Consider the following 17,601-nt stretch of genomic DNA (forward strand, 5'->3'; position numbering starts at 1 on the left):
TGAATTGATGAGTCTTCAGTTTTGAGAGAACGATCTCTCTATGTCTGGTGGCGATGGCGAAGTGGTCACACCCGTTCCCATGCCGAACACGGAAGTTAAGCACTTCAGCGCCGAAAGTAGTTGGGGGTCTCCCCCTGTGAGGATAGGACGTCGCCAGGCAAACGGTGGTTCTGGAGCATTCGCTCAAGGGCCGCCGCTTTTTTATTTATATCGTGATTCAAATGAAAGAGAGGAAGAACAGATGGCCAAAAAAATCAAAGTATACGTCGAGCCAAACGAGACAATCGATGACTGTTTAAATCGAATTGCTCAAATGGGGTATCGCCCGGTACGTAGGATTGAAAAGCCTGTCTTTGAACAAACGGGAACCAAAGACGAACCTGTACATTCCCATCAATCGATTTTGTTTGAGTGCGTTGCTCTCGAATCATAATGCCAAACCGTCACGAATGCGTGGCGGTTTTTTTGTATTTCAACAACACTAAAGACGAACGATAAATATTCAGACAATTAAATTGTTCGCAGTTTGTTGACATGTTTTGAATGAACAAGGTACGATAGGCGTGTGAGTTAATAACAAATTAAATAGTGCTCCATATAATCGCGAGGAAATGGCTCGCAAGTTTCTACCTGATCGCCGATTCTGATCAGACTATGGGGTATAGTCGACATTTTTTTGTCGTGGCCTATACCCTAAACTGGTTATTCGGTTTAGGGATTTCTTTATTTAAGGGGGACATTTGAATGAAGGCAACGGTAGGTGTGATCATGGGTAGCTCGTCTGATTGGGAAACGATGCGTCATGCTTGTGACATCCTGGAAGAATTGAGTATTCCATATGAAAAACAAGTTGTCTCAGCACATCGGACGCCGGACTTAATGTTTGAATATGCTGAAGAGGCCCGTGCGAGAGGCATACAAGTCATCATTGCAGGCGCAGGAGGAGCAGCCCATTTACCGGGAATGGTCGCAGCGAAAACAACGCTTCCTGTCATCGGAGTGCCTGTTCAATCTAAAGCGTTAAATGGACTTGATTCCTTGCTCTCGATTGTTCAAATGCCTGCAGGAGTACCAGTAGCAACGGTCGCTATCGGACGTGCCGGTGCGACAAACGCGGCCCTACTCGCCGTTCAAATCCTCAGCCTGCAATTCCCCGCATTGGTTGAACGCCTAGATACGTATCGCCAAGCGAAGCGCGATATGGCACTTCAAGCGACGGAGGAACTGATCTAATGAGAATCGGCATTTTAGGTGGAGGTCAGTTAGGTCGCATGATGTCTCTCAGTGCGAGTGCTATGGGGTACAAAACGCTAAGCCTCGATCCAAACTCAAACGCGCCCGCCGCTCAGGTCGCACCAAGCATCGTCGCTGCATTCGACGACGTAACGGCAGCACGTGAACTTGCACATCGTTCAGACGTCATCACCTATGAATTTGAGAACATCGATACGGCGATGATTGAGGCCATTGCTGACAAATGTCCTCAAGGGATGGATGTCTTGAAGGCGACACAGCATCGAATCTTTGAAAAACAAATGATTGAAGGGGCAGGTCTTCAAGTCGCACCGTACGTTCCAGTCCGTTCCGTCCGTGATGTCATTCGAGCAAGAGACGTGTTAGGTTTTCCGTTCGTGATTAAGACGTGCCGTTTTGGTTATGACGGTAAAGGTCAAACCGTAATACGTTCAGAACAAGACGTACGCTCGTTCACAAATCAGTTCGAAGAGACGGAATATGTGGCCGAAGCTTGGCTTCCTTTTAAAAAAGAAATCTCTGTCATCGTGACGAGAGGGACGCACGAGACGACGACGTTCCCCATCAGCGAGAACATTCATCGAAACAATATTTTACATCTTTCGATTGTACCGGCACGAGTGGAGCCTGATATTTTAGAAGAGGCGCGTCATTTGGCCCTCCAACTCGCTGACCACATCGGATTGATCGGTACGCTTGCGGTTGAGTTGTTCATTATGGAAGACGGTTCATTGTACGTGAATGAACTTGCGCCACGCCCTCACAACTCAGGGCATTACACGATTGATGCCTGTGAGACATCACAGTTCGAGCAACACATTCGGGCAATCACCGGGATGAAGCTTGGACGAACGACGCTTTACACACCAATCGTCATGGTCAACCTGTTAGGCGAACATATGGACGAGCTGAACCCGCAAACGTTACCGTCGAATGTTAAACTACATTTGTATGGGAAAGAAGAAGCGAAGCAGGGGCGGAAAATGGGACATTTGAACGTGATTGCTGCTTCCGTCGAAGAAGCGCTTCAGACCATCGAACAATTGGCAATTTGGAAGGAGACCGTTTTATGATTTCACGTTATACCCGTCCTGAGATGGCGGCGATTTGGACAGACCAGAATAAATTTGAGGCATGGCTCCAAGTAGAGCTGTACGCCTGCGAGGCGTGGAGCGAACTTGGTATCATCCCGAAGGAAGATGTCGCCGTCTTATGGGACAAGGCATCGTTTGATGTCGAACGCATCCTTGAAATCGAGCAAGAGACACGTCATGACGTCATCGCATTCACCCGTGCCGTCTCAGAGACACTCGGTGAAGAGAAGAAGTGGGTGCATTACGGACTGACTTCGACAGACGTCGTCGATACGGCCTTATCGTACTTGATTAAGCAAGCGAACGATATTTTAGAAGCTGACATCGACCGTTTCATCGACATCCTCGCTGAAAAAGCTAGAGCACATAAGTATGACATCATGATGGGCCGTACACACGGTGTCCACGCAGAACCGACGACGTTCGGATTGAAGCTCGCCCTTTGGTACGAAGAGATGAAGCGCAACAAGAAACGGTTCATGGCAGCCCGTGAGACGATTGAATTCGGCAAGATGAGTGGTGCGGTCGGCACGTTCGCAAACATCGATCCGTTCATCGAATCGTATGTGTGTGACAAATTAGGGATTCAAGCAGCACCGATTTCGACGCAGACGTTACAACGTGACCGACACGCCGAATACATGTCCACGCTCGCATTGATTGCCACATCGATTGAGAAGATGGCGACAGAGATTCGCGGCCTCCAAAAGACAGAGACACGTGAGGTCGAAGAATTCTTCGCCAAAGGACAAAAAGGATCGTCAGCAATGCCGCATAAACGTAACCCGATTGGTTCAGAGAACATGACCGGCCTGGCCCGTGTCATTCGCGGTCATATGGTGACGGCGTATGAGAACGTCCCACTCTGGCATGAACGTGACATCTCACACTCATCAGCAGAACGGATCATTCTTCCGGATGCGACGAGTCTCCTCAACTACATGTTGAACCGCTTTGGCAATATCGTGAAGAACTTGACGGTCTTCCCGGATAATATGCGCCGGAACATGGACCGGACGTTTGGCATTATCTTCTCCCAACGCATCTTGCTCGCGTTGATTGAAAAAGGATGGTCGCGCGAAGCCGCTTATGATGCCGTTCAACCGAAGGCGATGCAAGCGTGGGAAGAAGAGACGATGTTCCGCACCTTGATTGAACAAGACGCCGAGATGGGCGCACTCTTCACGAGTGACGAGCTCGACGACCTATTCGACCCGAGCCATCACGTGCGCCGTGTCGATGTTATTTTTGAACGCTGTGGTTTGTGATCGTTGAGGGGCTTCATGCCCCTCTCACTTTTAAGGGGGACGATACAGATGGAAGCAATTTACGAAGGTAAAGCGAAAGCGTTATTTGAGACTGAAGAACAGGGTGTGCTCCGCGTTTATTATAAAGACGACGCGACAGCATTTAACGGGGAGAAGAAAGAATCAATCGCCGGCAAAGGCGTGTTGAACAATGCCATCACGACGCGCTTGTTCGAACTCATGCACGATAACAAGATTCCGACGCATTTCATTAAGCGACTATCGGATCGCGAGCAGCTCGTGCGCCGTGTCGATATCATTCCGCTCGAGGTCGTCGTTCGCAACGTCGCCGCCGGAAGCCTTGCCAAACGACTCGGTTGGGAAGAAGGGACACCGCTCCTGTCACCGATTGTCGAGTTTTACTATAAAGATGACGCACTCGGAGATCCACTCTTAACGGAGGATCATATCCGTTTACTGCAAGTTGCCACACACAAAGAAGTCGAAACATTGCGACAACTTGGTCTGTGGGTCAACGATGTGTTGCTCGATTTCTTCAATGAACATGGCATCGATTTAATCGATTTCAAACTTGAGTTCGGTAAAGTCGATGGCACGATCATCCTTGCCGATGAAATCTCACCAGACACGTGCCGGCTTTGGGACAAAGAGACGAAACAAAAGCTCGATAAAGACGTTTTCCGCAGAGACCTTGGATCTCTGACAGACACATACAGCCAACTGTTAACACGCATAGGGGGAATGGACCGATGAAAAAAGTAAACGTGTACGTGACATTACGTGAAAGTGTACTGGATCCACAAGGCGTCGCCGTAAAAGGTGGGCTCGAACATCTCGGTTTTACAGGGGTAGAGTCGGTACGCATCGGGAAAGTCATCGAGCTTCAAGTGGCAGATGAGACGACCGAAGCGATGGTGCGTGACATGTGTGAGAAGTTGCTCGTCAACACGGTTATCGAGAACTATCGAATCGAGATGGGGGTACTCGCATGAAATTCGCTGTCATCGTCTTCCCCGGATCGAACTGTGACCTCGACATGTATCATGCCGTAAAAGATGTCCTCGGCGAAGAAGCGGACTATGTGTTCCATACGGAAACGTCGCTTGATGGGTACGACGGTGTGCTCCTACCAGGCGGTTTCTCATACGGGGACTACTTGCGCTGTGGTGCCATCGCCCAGTTCTCACCGATTATGAACGAAGTGAAACGATTCGCCGAAGAAGGGCGTCCAGTGCTCGGCGTCTGTAACGGATTCCAAGTGCTCGTCGAAGCGGGACTCCTACCGGGCGTATTGATGCGCAACCGTGATTTGAAGTTCATGTGCAAGACAGTCGAATTGAAAGTCGAAACGAACGAGACGATGTTCACGAACGATTATGAGCTCGGGGAGACGATTCAAGTCCCAATCGCGCACGGGGAAGGCAACTACTACTGTGACGAGGCGACACTCGAGACGCTCCGTGCGAACGGGCAAATCGCCTTCACGTATACCAACAATCCGAATGGATCGGTCGCGAATATCGCAGGAATCACGAACGTACAAGGTAACGTACTCGGAATGATGCCACACCCGGAACGAGCGGTCGAAGCACTCTTAGGCGGGGAAGATGGCAAACGATTATTCACTTCGATGGTGAAATGGGGGACTCGACATGCTACTTACAACTGAACCGACAGCAACACACATCCGTGAAGAGCGACTTTACGCCACGATGGGCTTGACCGATGAGGAATACGCGCTCGTCGTCTCACTGCTCGGTCGTGAGCCGAATTACACAGAGATCGGGTTATTCTCGGTCATGTGGTCTGAACACTGTTCGTACAAAAACTCGAAGCCTGTCCTCCGGAAATTCCCGACTACTGGGAAACACGTCCTTCAAGGACCTGGGGAAGGTGCCGGCATCGTCGACATTGGCGATGGCCAGGCCGTCGCATTCAAAATCGAGAGCCATAACCATCCATCGGCGATTGAGCCGTACCAAGGTGCGGCGACAGGTGTCGGCGGGATTATCCGCGACATCTTCTCGATGGGCGCGCGACCGGTCGCACTCCTCAACTCGCTCCGCTTCGGAGATTTGAACGAATCACGTGTGAAACATCTTTTCGGCCACGTCGTCTCCGGCATCGCCGGTTACGGCAACTGTGTCGGCATCCCGACGGTCGGTGGGGAAGTCGCGTTCGACCCGGCCTATGCCGGCAACCCGCTCGTCAACGCGATGTGCGTCGGACTCATTCGCCATGAAGACATTCAAAAAGGGATTGCCGAAGGTGTCGGCAACTCGGTCATGTACGTCGGCGCAACGACAGGACGCGACGGCATTCACGGGGCGACGTTCGCCTCGGAAGAACTCGGTGAGGATGCGGACGAGAAACGCCCGGCCGTCCAAGTCGGTGACCCATTCATGGAGAAACTGTTGATTGAGGCGTGTTTGGAAGTCATTAAGCACCCAGCCCTCGTCGGGATCCAAGACATGGGAGCGGCTGGTCTCACGTCGTCTTCGGCCGAGATGGCATCGAAGGCAGGCATGGGCATCGAGATGAACCTCGACCTCGTCCCACAACGCGAGGCTGACATGACGCCTTACGAGATGATGTTGTCCGAGTCACAAGAGCGGATGCTTCTCGTCGTCAAGGCAGGGCATGAAGATGAAATCGAAGCAATCGTCACGAAGTGGGGACTTCATGCGATCAAAGTCGGTGTCGTCATCGAAGAAAAAGTGCTCCGTCTTCTCCATCAAGGGGAAGTCGCAGCCGAAGTACCGGTCGACGCGCTCGCAGAAGACGCACCGGTCTACCATAAGCCGTCGAAAGTACCGGCATATTATGAAACGTTCCAAGCGATGGCACCGGTCCAACCGGTCGTCACGGACGTACTCACGACATGGAAAGACGTGCTTGCCATGCCGACGATTGCCTCGAAACGTTGGGTGTATGAGCAATACGACCATATGGTCCAAACATCAACCGTCGTTGCACCAGGAAGTGATGCGGCCGTTATCCGGATTCGCGACACAGACAAAGCGCTCGCGATGACGACGGACTGCAACGCCAAATACGTGTACCTCGACCCGCGTGTCGGTGGTGCCATCGCGGTCGCAGAGGCAGCGCGCAACATCGTCGCCAGCGGCGCCACACCGCTCGCCCTCACGGACTGCTTGAACTTCGGTAGCCCGGACAAGCCAGAAGGGTTCTGGCAGCTCGACCAAGCCGTCGAAGGGATGGCCGAAGCGTGCCGTGCCCTCGACACACCGGTCATCGGCGGGAACGTTTCGCTTTACAATGAGTCGAACGGGACGGCGATTTATCCGACGCCGGTCGTCGGCATGGTCGGCTTGATCGACAAGCCAGAACATATCACGACGTCGTTCGCGAAAGAATCAGGCGACATCATCTTCCTGCTCGGAGAGACGAAACCTGAGTTCGGCGGTAGTGCGCTCCAAATGCTTCAAGACGGAGAAGTGAGCGGACAGGCGCCGACGCTTGACCTGGAGACGGAGAGCCGTCAGCAACAAGCGCTCCTCGCAGCAATCCGGGAAGGACTTGTCACGGCGGCCCACGACGTATCGGAAGGTGGACTCGCCGCAGCACTCCCTGAACTCGTGTTCGGCACGGGCTTCGGCGCAGACGTCACAGTCGACACAGATCTCGTGACGACACTTTTCAGCGAATCACAGTCACGGTTCCTCGTCACAGTCGCGCCACATCAGGCCGATGCGTTCGCGAAGTTGACGAAGGCGACACGCATCGGACAGGTGACAGACACGCCACAATTGACGGTGCGTGCGAGCGACCGCCTAATCGAAATGGACGTCACGGAACTTGAACGGGTATGGGAAGGAGCTATTCCATGTTATATGACATCCGAGGCATGAACGAGGAGTGCGGGGTATTCGGGGTATTTAATCACCACGAAGCGTCACACCTCGCCTACTACGGCCTCCACAGCCTGCAACACCGGGGACAAGAAGGGACAGGCATCGTCACGGCTGACGGGGAGCGCTTGCACGCCAAACGCGGGCTCGGACTCGTCGCTGAAGTGTTCGACGAACCGTCGCTCGATGCATTGACCGGGCACCACGCCATCGGTCATGTCCGTTATTCGACGGCAGGCGGCAACACGCTCGAGAACGTCCAACCGCTCCACTTCAAGTCGCTCACGGGCGATTTGGCGATGGCGCACAACGGGAATCTCGTCAACGCCAACGAGTTGAAACATATGCTCGAAGCGGAAGGTGCGATTTTTCAGACGACATCTGACACGGAAGTCGTCGCCCACTTGATTAAGCGGAGCCGAGGCAACTCGATGAAAGAACGAATCGCGGATAGCTTGGCTCGTCTCGTCGGCGCGTTCGCCTTCCTCTTCTTGACGGAAGACGCGCTCTACGTCGGCGTCGATGTTCACGGATTACGTCCGCTCTCGCTCGGCCAGACCGAGGACGGAGCCTACGTGTTCGCTTCAGAGACATGTGCGTTCGACGTCGTGGGGGCGACGTACGTACGCGATGTCGAGCCAGGGGAACTCCTTATGATCACGCAAGACGGGATCGTGTCGGAGCGGTACAGCGAGGCCTCGGTCCGCGCGATGTGTTCAATGGAATACATCTACTTCTCGCGGCCGGACTCGATCATCGATGGCGTCAACGTGCATACGGCCCGTAAGGCGATGGGGAAAAAGATGTTCGACGAGGCACCGGTCGAAGCGGACGTCGTCACCGGCGTCCCTGATTCGAGTATCTCAGCGGCCATCGGTTACGCCGAGGCGAGCGGGATTCCGTACGAGATGGGACTCATCAAAAACCGATACGTCGGCCGGACGTTCATTCAACCGTCGCAAGAGTTACGGGAGCGCGGCGTCAAGATGAAACTGTCGGCGTTGCGAGGTGTCGTGAGCGGTAAGCGGGTCATCATGGTCGACGACTCAATCGTTCGCGGGACGACGAGCCGACGCATCGTCAAACTGCTCCGTGAAGCCGGGGCGACCGAAGTGCATGTGCGCATCACGTCACCACCGATCAAGCATCCGTGCTATTACGGCATCGATACATCATCAAAGGAAGAGTTGATTGCGGCCACCAAATCCATCGAAGAGATTAAAGAAGAGATTGGAGCCGATTCACTGGCGTTCCTCACATTGGATGGGACGGTCGAAGCAATCGACCGGCCGTTCGAAGGGAACTTGCGCGGGCAGTGCGCCGCTTGCTTCACCGGACTTTATCCAACTGAACTGGCGGAACTTGTAACAGAGACAAAAGCTTGAGGGGGACTGACGATGAGTTTAAGATATGAACAAGCGGGTGTGAATTTAGAGGCAGGCTATGAGGCAGTATCACGCATGAAGCGTCACGTTGCACGGACGATGCGTCCAGAAGTGATGACCGGGCTCGGTAGTTTTGGGGCGATGATTGACCTTGGCTCGATGCAGTTGAAACATCCGATTCTCGTCAGCGGAACGGATGGGGTCGGCACGAAACTCAAACTCGCGTTCGCGCTCGACCAACATGATACGATTGGAATTGACTGTGTGGCGATGTGTGTCAATGACTGTCTCGTCCACGGGGCCGAACCGCTTTATTTCTTAGACTATATCGCGACCGGAAAAGCGGAACCGGCCAAACTTGAGCGCATCGTCGCAGGAGTCGCCGAAGGCTGTGTCCAAGCGGGCTGTGCCCTCGTTGGAGGCGAGACGGCCGAGATGCCGGGGATGTATCCGGACGGCGAATATGACATCGCCGGATTCGCCGTCGGTGTCGTCGAGAAGGAAGCACTGATCGATGGACGGACGATTGAAGCGGGGGACATCGTCCTCGGACTCGCATCATCGGGTGTCCATTCAAACGGATTCTCGCTCGTCCGCCATATCGTCGAATCGCAAGGGCTCGCCTACACTGATGAGATCGCCATGCTCGACACGACGCTCGGGAACGCCCTTTTGTTGCCGACGCGCATTTATTCCGAGGCGGCGAAAGCGGCCATCGCGACGGGGCGTGTCCAAGGCATGGCCCATATCACGGGCGGCGGTTTTTACGAGAACGTGCCACGCATGCTGCCGGAAGGCCTCGGTGTCACATTCGACGCATCGAATTGGCCGAGCCTGCCCGTGTTCGACTGGCTCGAACAAGTCGGGCACGTCTCGAAACAAGAGATGTTCAACGTGTTCAATATGGGTATCGGCTTCATGATCGCAGTCCGTCCTGAAGATGTCGAAGCTGTCGAAGCTGCGCTCGAGCGCGCCGGAGAGACGTCGCATCGCATCGGGAAAGTCGATGCCAAACCGGGTGTCCGCATCATGGGGGTCGACCAGTGAAAAAGTTTGCCATCTTCGCCTCCGGGTCCGGTAGCAACGCCGAAGCGATTTGGCAAGCCATTGACCGAGGCGACTTGTCAGGGGAATGCGTCCTGCTCGTCACGGACAAACCAGAAGCGAAAGTACTCGAGCGGGCCGATCGGTTCAACATCCCGACCTTCTCGTTCGAACCGAAGACGTACGCCTCAAAAGCGGAATTCGAACAAGAAATACTCGTCCTACTACAGGCACTCGGCGCCGACTATATTGTCTTGGCCGGGTATATGCGGTTGATTGGGGACGTGCTGCTTACCGCGTATCCAAAGCAAATCATCAACATCCATCCGTCGCTCTTACCGGCGTTCCCTGGAAAAGACGCCATCGGTCAGGCGCTCGCGGCGAATGTGCCGACGAGCGGGGTCACGGTTCATTACGTAGATGCCGGGATGGACACGGGACCAATCATCGCCCAACAAGACGTCGCTATCGCAGGCTGTGATGCGGCCGAAGCGGCAAGACGCATCCAAGCGGTCGAGCATCAGCTCTATCCGCGCGTACTACAACAAGTGTTTATCCAACAGGAGGTTTTCAAGTGAGAGCATTACTGAGTGTGTCAGATAAAACAGGAATCGTCGAGCTCGCGCAGGCGTTGCATGAAGCGGGCATCGAACTCATTTCGACAGGCGGGACGGAAGTAGCGCTCATCGCGGCCGGCCTTCCGGTAAAAAACATCTCAGCAGTGACGTCGTTCCCAGAGATGCTCGACGGACGCGTGAAGACGCTCCATCCGCTCGTTCACGGTGGTCTGCTCGGACGCCGCGATTTGGACTCGCACGTCGAACAGATGAGAGACCACGACATCGAGCCAATCGACTATGTCGTCGTCAACTTATACCCGTTCAAACAGACGATTGCGAAAGAGAATGCGACGTATGAAGAAGCGATTGAAAATATCGATATCGGTGGACCGAGCATGCTCCGTTCAGCCGCGAAAAACCATGCTAGCGTGACGGTCGTCGTTGATCCGGCCGACTACGGTCATGTGGCCGAAGCGGTTCGTGCCGGCGGGACGACGTTCGAAACACGTCAACGTCTTGCGACAAAAGCGTTCCGTCACACGGCGGCGTATGACGCCTTGATTGCCGACTATTTAGGGCAGCAGATCGGCGAGACGTTCCCGGAACAGCTCACGGTCACGTATGAGAAAGTACAAGACCTCCGTTACGGGGAAAACCCGCACCAGCAGGCAGCGTTTTATAAGACGCCGCTCTATCACGGGATGACGCTCGCGAACGCGAAGCAACTGCACGGCAAAGAACTCTCATATAACAATATCCAAGATACGAATGCGGCGCTCGAGGCGCTCAGCGAATTGACGGAGCCGGCAGCGGTCGTCGTCAAACATATGAACCCGTGCGGTGTCGCTGTCGGAGAAACAATCAGCCAGGCGTTCTCAAGAGCCCATGCGGCCGATCCGGTCTCGATTTTTGGAGGCATCGTCGCCTTGAACCGTGAAGTCGATGTGGAAACGGCAGAGGCGCTCCGCAACATCTTCCTAGAAATCATCATCGCGCCATCCTTTAGTGAGGCAGCACTTGACCGATTGAAAGAGAAAAAGAATCTTCGGTTATTGACGCTCGACATGGGCCAGATGACAGGGATGCGCTTGACAGCCGTCGCGGGCGGTCTCCTCGTACAAGATGGGGACGACGTCACACTCGATGATGCGTCATGCCAAATCGTGACGGATCGTCGTCCGACGGCGTCTGAATGGGAAGATTTGAAACTTGCGTGGCGTGTCGTTAAACACGTGAAATCCAACGCCATCGTCGTCGCCAAAGACGAGACGACAATCGGCATCGGTGCGGGACAGATGAACCGCGTCGGCGCGGCGAAAATCGCTTTCGAACAAGCAGGGGAACGTGCTCAAGGGGCCGCTCTCGGTAGCGATGCGTTCTTCCCGATGGGCGATACGGTCGAGGCTGCGGCTGCGGCCGGGATCACGGCCATCATTCAACCGGGCGGATCGATTCGTGACGAAGAGTCGATCGAAGCGGCGAACCGTCACGGCATCACGATGGTGTTCACGTCAGTTCGACACTTCAAACATTGAGAGGAGCGATAAGATGAACGTACTCGTCATTGGACGTGGCGGCCGTGAACACGCGCTCGCCTGGAAACTGGGACAAGACGGACATGAGGTGTTCGTCGCCCCGGGCAATCTCAATATGGATGGTGTGACCTGCGTGCCGATTGAAGAGACGGATGTTTCGGCCCTTGTTGGGTTTGCGAAGCGCGAAGGAATCGACTGGACGATTGTCGGCCCCGAATCGGCCCTGATGGCCGGAGTCGTCGATACGTTCCAAGCAGAAGGTCAACACATCTTCGGACCGACGAAAGCGGCAGCGCTCCTCGAGGGTAGTAAAGCCTTCGCCAAAGAAGTGATGCGCGAAGCAAATATCCCGACCGCAGGGTACGACACGTTCACCGACGCCGAGTCAGCGTTACGTCATATCGATCAGTCGGAAGCGCCGCTCGTTGTCAAAGCGGACGGGCTCGCTGCCGGGAAAGGCGTGACCGTCGCGTTCACACTCGAAGAGGCGCGAGAGGCGATTCACGACATCTTCGGCACCGATAAGTTCGGGGATCAGTCCCGTGTCGTCATCGAAGAGTTTTTAGACGGGGAAGAGTTCTCGCTCATGGCGTTCGTCTCAGGCGAGCACGTCATCCCGATGATCACGTCACAAGATCACAAGCGTGCGTTTGACGGCGACAAAGGGCCGAATACGGGTGGCATGGGCGCGTACAGTCCGATGCCTCATCTCGACGATGCCGTGTACGCGGAAGCGGTCAAGCGCGTGCTCTTCCCGCTCGCGCGGACGATGGTCGAACGTGGTACTCCGTTCGAAGGGTTCTTGTATGCAGGCTTGATCTTGACGGCGGATGGTCCGAAAGTAATCGAGTTCAACGCTCGGTTCGGCGATCCAGAGACTGAGGTCATTCTCCCGAACTTGGCATCGCCTCTCCTCGACGTCATCGAGGCGGTCGTGGACCAGAAACCGTATCCGATTGAATGGGTGGAAGGCTATACGATTGGAGTCGTCGTCGCGGCAGAAGGCTATCCTGATCGAGCGACGACCGGACAGGTACTATCAGGCTTCGGTGACTTACGAGACGATGTGCTCGTGTTCCATGCGGGCACGACCCGTGACGGGGCGGACATCGTCGGCAACGGGGGACGCTTGTTCGTGCTCACGTCGACAAAACCGACCTTGCTCGAAGCGAAACATGCCGTCTATACGGCACTCGAACAACTTGATTTGCCACAGACGTTCTACCGTCGAGACATCGGGGGACGGGCGTTGGCACGTATTTTTTAAAGGATGGGTCAACCCGTCCTTTTTTTCATGCGAAAAGAAGGGAATTCACGCTTCCTGCTCTACAATAATGGAGTAGATTGAAGGAAGAAGGTGGTCGACGTGCGCATTCGGACGAAGCTCATGATTGCGGTGGCCGTGAATATAGTCGTGTTTGTCGGAGTCATCTTTTTTGGGGTCCGCCCTTATTTTATCGAGAGGAGCATGGAGCAAGATCGGCAGACGGTCGAGAGTCAAGTCGCGAGCGTGTCAGAGACGCTCGCCAATCGGAAGCATACGCTCGAGCGCACACTCGTCGATTGGGCCGTCTGGAATGACACGTACACGTTCGTTCAACGACGGAACGCCTCCTATGTCCAAAGTAACATTAGCGAGGAATCGCTTGAAAACTTGAGCGTCAATGCCATCGTCTATTTGGACCGGGACGGAGAAGCGTTCTACTCGTCGTTCCGTTCAGCGAGCACGACGTTGTCAAAAACCGATCAACAAACGCTCATCAAGGCGGTCACTTCTCGATTAAGCGATCAGGAAGGTACGCAAAACGGCATCTATGCGAGTGATTTCGGTCCGACGCTGTACGTCAGTCACCCGATTTTACGAAGTGATAGTAGTGGTCCAAGTCAAGGTACGCTCGTCATGCTCGAGTTCGTCGACCCGGCATTTCTGGCGGACATGAGCACCCAGACGAAAATTCCATTGACGATTCAACCCGCGCGTCAAAATCAGACGGTCATCACGGATGGCGATGCGGGGACCGACGTCGTGATTCCGCTTGGCACCGTGTTTCAACAGTCCGATTTCGAAGTCAAATTCACCGTCGAACAAACACATTATGAAAATACGGTGGCGATGTTGCGACTCGGGATGATCGCCCTCGTCGTCCTTGGGCTCGGTCTCTTCTTTTCGTTGCTGTGGACGATTCACCGGGTCGTGATTCGACGTCTCATGGAAATCGTCAGTGAGTTGAAAGTGATCACGCTCGAACGGGATAGTCGGCTCCGGCTCAGTCGTGATGCGAACAGCCACGACGAGATTGAACAGATGGCGACGAGCATGAATGAAGTGCTCGCGGCACTCGAAGACACACGTGCCGAAGTGATTGACCGGGCGTTTCGTGACGCGTTGACGTTGCTCCCGAACCGGCTCGCGCTTGAGGACTACTTCTCGAACGTACGTGGCAAACAAGACCAAATCGGTGTGCTCGGTTTGGACTTGGACGATTTCCGGCGCATCAACGACCAGTACGGACACCGGACAGGCGACGCCGTCCTGATTTATATCGCTTCCCGACTCAACTTTTATAAAGAAGACGGATTTGTCGCCCGAATCGGTGCCGATGAATTCATGTTCGTCCACCCAAGCTGGACGCTCGAACAATTGCAGCCGGTCGCCCGGCGTTTGATCAAAGACTTGAAAGATTGGGCCGAAGTCAACGGGGTGAAGGGGATGGCGGCGACAATCGGTATCGATGTGTTCACTTGTGCCGAACCGCACCATACGTACGAGATGATGATGGGACGGCTCGATGTCGTCATTCATGAGGCAAAACTGTCAGGAAAGAATCGAGTGCTCACGTTCCAAGAAATCGAGGATGGAAGCCACTACTTACAGACGCTCGAGATGGAGCGTGACTTGCGCCATGCGCTCGAACATGATGAATTCGAACTGTATTATCAACCGATCGTGTCGCCGCGACCATTTGCCGTACGTGGCGTGGAGGCGCTCATTCGTTGGAACCATCCGACGAAAGGTCAAATCTCACCTGGACTCTTCATCCCTGTCGCCGAACAGCTCGGTCTCATCTCTGATTTGGGTCGTTGGGTGCTCGAACAAGCGGTCACAGAGATGAAAGACCACGTGGAACGACATCACTTGTTCCTTTCGATTAACGTGTCGAAGCGCCAAATCGCCGACGGTTCGTTTTTAGCTTCATTAGAACGAGTGTTGATGAGTTCGAGATTTGACCCTCACCGTCTCCATGTGGAAATCACCGAGAGCGAGGTCGGCGGCAATTTATACGAACTTCAGCAGTTCATTCAATCGCTCAAGGCCATCGGCGTCAAAATCTCGCTCGATGACTTCGGGGTCGGCACGTCGTCGCTGTCGTTTTTACAGTCGCTCCAACTCGACTTGATTAAAATCGACCAGAATTTCGTCAAAGGGATTCCGGAGAACACGTTCGACCGGGCGTTGCTCGAAGGGTTATATCAGACGTTCCACACGCTCGGGCTCGATATCGTCACCGAAGGAGTCGAACGTCCGGAACAGCTTGCCTTCGTGCTCGAACATAGCAGCTCCCTCATTCAAGGCTATCATTACAGCAAGCCCGTTCCGCTCGCTCAACTCGAGCATTATTTGAAAAAGACGGTCACGATGTACGATTGGTGAAGGCGTCTCCCGCGGGAGACGTCTTTATTTGTGTGAATTTCATGTGAATTCCGTTACAATGGGCAACATAGCTTGCGAGCCTTTCAGAGAAAAGGTAAACTTGAATCAGATGAAAGAAAACGCTTACAAAATTATTTTCTAATAATAATGGCGAGGCGATTAAGGGAGGATTGGGTTCGATGCCACCAAAACGATCGGCGCGGGCACCGTGGTCTAAAGCGATGATTCGGTCACAATTAGAAGTCGTGAGCCAAGTCAGACCACCTTCGCTCGTATTGACGAATGCCACATACTTAAATATGTACGTGAAGCAGTGGAAACAAGCAAACATATGGATTGAGCATGACCGAATCGTCTATGTCGGGCCAGATGTACCGAAAGCCGCCGTCGAGACGGTGGATATGTCAGGGAAATACATCGTGCCGGGCTATATCGAGCCGCACGCGCATCCATTCCAACTATATAATCCGGCGACGCTGTCGAAGTATGCAGGTGAGCGGGGGACGACAACGCTCGTGAATGACAACATGCTTCTTTTTTTACAAAATAAGGAGCAAGCGTTTGCGCAACTGGAAGCGATGCAACAGCTTCCGACGAGCACGTACTGGTGGGCGCGTCTCGATACACAGACCGAACTTGACCGTGATAGCGTTCTCGTCGACTCCGAGCGGATTCACGCTTGGTTCAATCACCCGGACGTCATCATGGCCGGAGAATTGACGGCCTGGCCACGGACGTTAAAAGGTGATGACGAGATGCTTCAGTGGATGCTCGATGCGGAGACGTGCGGTCTCCCGGTCGAAGGACACTTCCCAGGGGCTTCGGCGAAGACGTTGACGAAGATGGCGTTGATGGGTGTTCACAGCGACCATGAAGCGATGACGGCCGAAGAAGCGCTCTGCCGGCTCGAACACGGCTATACGACAACACTCCGTCACTCTTCCATTCGTCCTGACCTTCCGGGACTCATCCGTGGTCTGCTCGACGCCGGACTCGAGGCGTTCGATCATGTGATGGTCACGACAGACGGGTCGACGCCAGGATTTTATCAAGACGGGTTACAAGACGCGCTCGTGAAAATCATGATTGAGGCGGGTTTGCCTCCAATTGAAGCATACCGCATCGTCTCGTTGAACGTGGCGCGACACTTCGGGCTCGACCACGTCCTCGGTTCGATTGCGCCGGGACGCATCGCCCATCTCAATATTTTGGATGCGGTTGATGAGCCACGCCCGAGCGCTGTCATTGCCAAAGGGCAATGGATTTATCGGGACGGGACGTCCGAATTTCCGAACGAGCTCGTCGATGCGGCGCTTGCCTTGATGCCGTCGACGAACGTCGACATCGAACTGACGCCGAACGACTTATCGTTCAGCATGCCGGTCGGGCTCGACATGGTCAACTCGGTCATCATGAAGCTGTTCAAAATCACGCACGATACCGGACAAGATGAGCTGCCACGTGACGGGGACGAGTCGTTCCTCATGCTGCTCGATAAAGAAGGGAAATGGCGCCTCAATACGGTGCTGAAAGGATTCGCCAACGACTTCGGAGGCCTCGTCAGTTCGTATTCGATTAGCGGTGACTATTTGATTCTTGGGAAATGCAAACAAGACATGTTGACGGCTTTCGAGCGGATGAAGGAACTTGGCGGCGGCATCGTCCTTGTCGACCGCGGTGAGGTGATCGCGGAAATCCCGCTCCCGCTCTGTGGCATGACGTCGAAGGAGCCGGTCGAACGGTTGATTGTCCAAGAAGAAGGGTTGCGGGCCGAGCTACTCACCCGTGGGTACAAGTTCGAAGACCCGATTTATACGCTCTTGTTCTTGGCGTCGACGCACTTGCCATATGTGCGGGCCACACCGCTCGGGATTTACGAAGTGATGAAGAAACAAATACTATTTCCGGCGATTTTACGATGAACAGTTGAGTCCGAG

The 17,601-nt window shown here is 54.1% G+C and carries 15 protein-coding genes, 1 rRNA gene and 1 riboswitch; all 16 genes read left to right on the forward strand.

Features of this window, described 5'->3' with window-relative positions:
* Positions 1-43: 43 nt before the first annotated feature.
* Positions 44-159, forward strand: a 5S ribosomal RNA gene (gene rrf / locus M467_RS16235).
* An 82-nt stretch (positions 160-241) separates the two neighbouring features.
* Entirely contained in the window at positions 242-433 is a 192-nt protein-coding gene (locus M467_RS16240; RefSeq protein ID WP_021065189.1) for an NETI motif-containing protein, read from the forward strand.
* 140 nt (positions 434-573) lie between these two features.
* A riboswitch (purine riboswitch) is annotated at positions 574-675 on the forward strand.
* Between the two features lie 69 nt (positions 676-744).
* Positions 745-1,233, forward strand: a complete 489-nt coding sequence (gene purE / locus M467_RS16245; protein ID WP_021065190.1) for a 5-(carboxyamino)imidazole ribonucleotide mutase — start codon at positions 745-747, stop codon at positions 1,231-1,233.
* On the forward strand, positions 1,233-2,327 hold the full coding sequence (gene purK / locus M467_RS16250) for a 5-(carboxyamino)imidazole ribonucleotide synthase (RefSeq protein ID WP_021065191.1): 1,095 nt from the start codon (positions 1,233-1,235) through the stop codon (positions 2,325-2,327). The genes purE and purK overlap by 1 nt, the downstream gene beginning before the upstream one ends.
* The gene (purB, locus tag M467_RS16255) at positions 2,324-3,616 is read left to right on the forward strand and encodes an adenylosuccinate lyase (protein WP_021065192.1); all 1,293 of its coding nucleotides are present in this window, start codon (positions 2,324-2,326) and stop codon (positions 3,614-3,616) included. The genes purK and purB overlap by 4 nt, the downstream gene beginning before the upstream one ends.
* 48 nt (positions 3,617-3,664) lie before the next feature.
* On the forward strand, positions 3,665-4,369 hold the full coding sequence (purC, locus tag M467_RS16260; RefSeq protein ID WP_021065193.1) for a phosphoribosylaminoimidazolesuccinocarboxamide synthase: 705 nt from the start codon (positions 3,665-3,667) through the stop codon (positions 4,367-4,369).
* On the forward strand, positions 4,366-4,608 hold the full coding sequence (purS, locus tag M467_RS16265) for a phosphoribosylformylglycinamidine synthase subunit PurS (RefSeq protein ID WP_021065194.1): 243 nt from the start codon (positions 4,366-4,368) through the stop codon (positions 4,606-4,608). The genes purC and purS overlap by 4 nt, the downstream gene beginning before the upstream one ends.
* Complete coding sequence (gene purQ, locus M467_RS16270) at positions 4,605-5,285, forward strand: phosphoribosylformylglycinamidine synthase subunit PurQ (RefSeq protein ID WP_021065195.1); 681 nt, start codon at positions 4,605-4,607, stop codon at positions 5,283-5,285. The genes purS and purQ overlap by 4 nt, the downstream gene beginning before the upstream one ends.
* A complete protein-coding gene (gene purL / locus M467_RS16275) occupies positions 5,269-7,488 on the forward strand; it encodes a phosphoribosylformylglycinamidine synthase subunit PurL (RefSeq protein WP_021065196.1) in 2,220 nt (739 codons plus the stop codon). Before purQ ends, purL begins: the two co-directional genes overlap by 17 nt.
* Complete coding sequence (gene purF / locus M467_RS16280; protein WP_021065197.1) at positions 7,464-8,873, forward strand: amidophosphoribosyltransferase; 1,410 nt, start codon at positions 7,464-7,466, stop codon at positions 8,871-8,873. The genes purL and purF overlap by 25 nt, the downstream gene beginning before the upstream one ends.
* Positions 8,874-8,885: 12 nt before the next feature.
* Complete coding sequence (gene purM, locus M467_RS16285) at positions 8,886-9,920, forward strand: phosphoribosylformylglycinamidine cyclo-ligase (RefSeq protein WP_021065198.1); 1,035 nt, start codon at positions 8,886-8,888, stop codon at positions 9,918-9,920.
* A complete protein-coding gene (purN, locus tag M467_RS16290; protein WP_021065199.1) occupies positions 9,917-10,495 on the forward strand; it encodes a phosphoribosylglycinamide formyltransferase in 579 nt (192 codons plus the stop codon). The genes purM and purN overlap by 4 nt, the downstream gene beginning before the upstream one ends.
* The gene (gene purH, locus M467_RS16295) at positions 10,492-12,012 is read left to right on the forward strand and encodes a bifunctional phosphoribosylaminoimidazolecarboxamide formyltransferase/IMP cyclohydrolase (protein WP_021065200.1); all 1,521 of its coding nucleotides are present in this window, start codon (positions 10,492-10,494) and stop codon (positions 12,010-12,012) included. Before purN ends, purH begins: the two co-directional genes overlap by 4 nt.
* Positions 12,013-12,025: 13 nt before the next feature.
* Positions 12,026-13,279: a phosphoribosylamine--glycine ligase gene (gene purD / locus M467_RS16300; protein WP_021065201.1), complete on the forward strand. Its 1,254-nt coding sequence runs from the start codon at positions 12,026-12,028 to the stop codon at positions 13,277-13,279.
* A gap of 99 nt (positions 13,280-13,378) precedes the next feature.
* Positions 13,379-15,664 carry a bifunctional diguanylate cyclase/phosphodiesterase gene (locus M467_RS16305; RefSeq protein WP_021065202.1) on the forward strand — a complete coding sequence of 762 codons (2,286 nt, stop codon included), beginning with the start codon at positions 13,379-13,381 and terminating at the stop codon, positions 15,662-15,664.
* Positions 15,665-15,843: 179 nt separating this feature from the next.
* Complete coding sequence (locus M467_RS16310) at positions 15,844-17,586, forward strand: adenine deaminase C-terminal domain-containing protein (RefSeq protein ID WP_021065203.1); 1,743 nt, start codon at positions 15,844-15,846, stop codon at positions 17,584-17,586.
* The last annotated feature ends 15 nt before the right edge of the window (positions 17,587-17,601 follow it).

Source organism: Exiguobacterium chiriqhucha RW-2 (genome assembly GCF_000416965.1).
GTDB classification, from domain to species: domain Bacteria; phylum Bacillota; class Bacilli; order Exiguobacteriales; family Exiguobacteriaceae; genus Exiguobacterium; species Exiguobacterium chiriqhucha.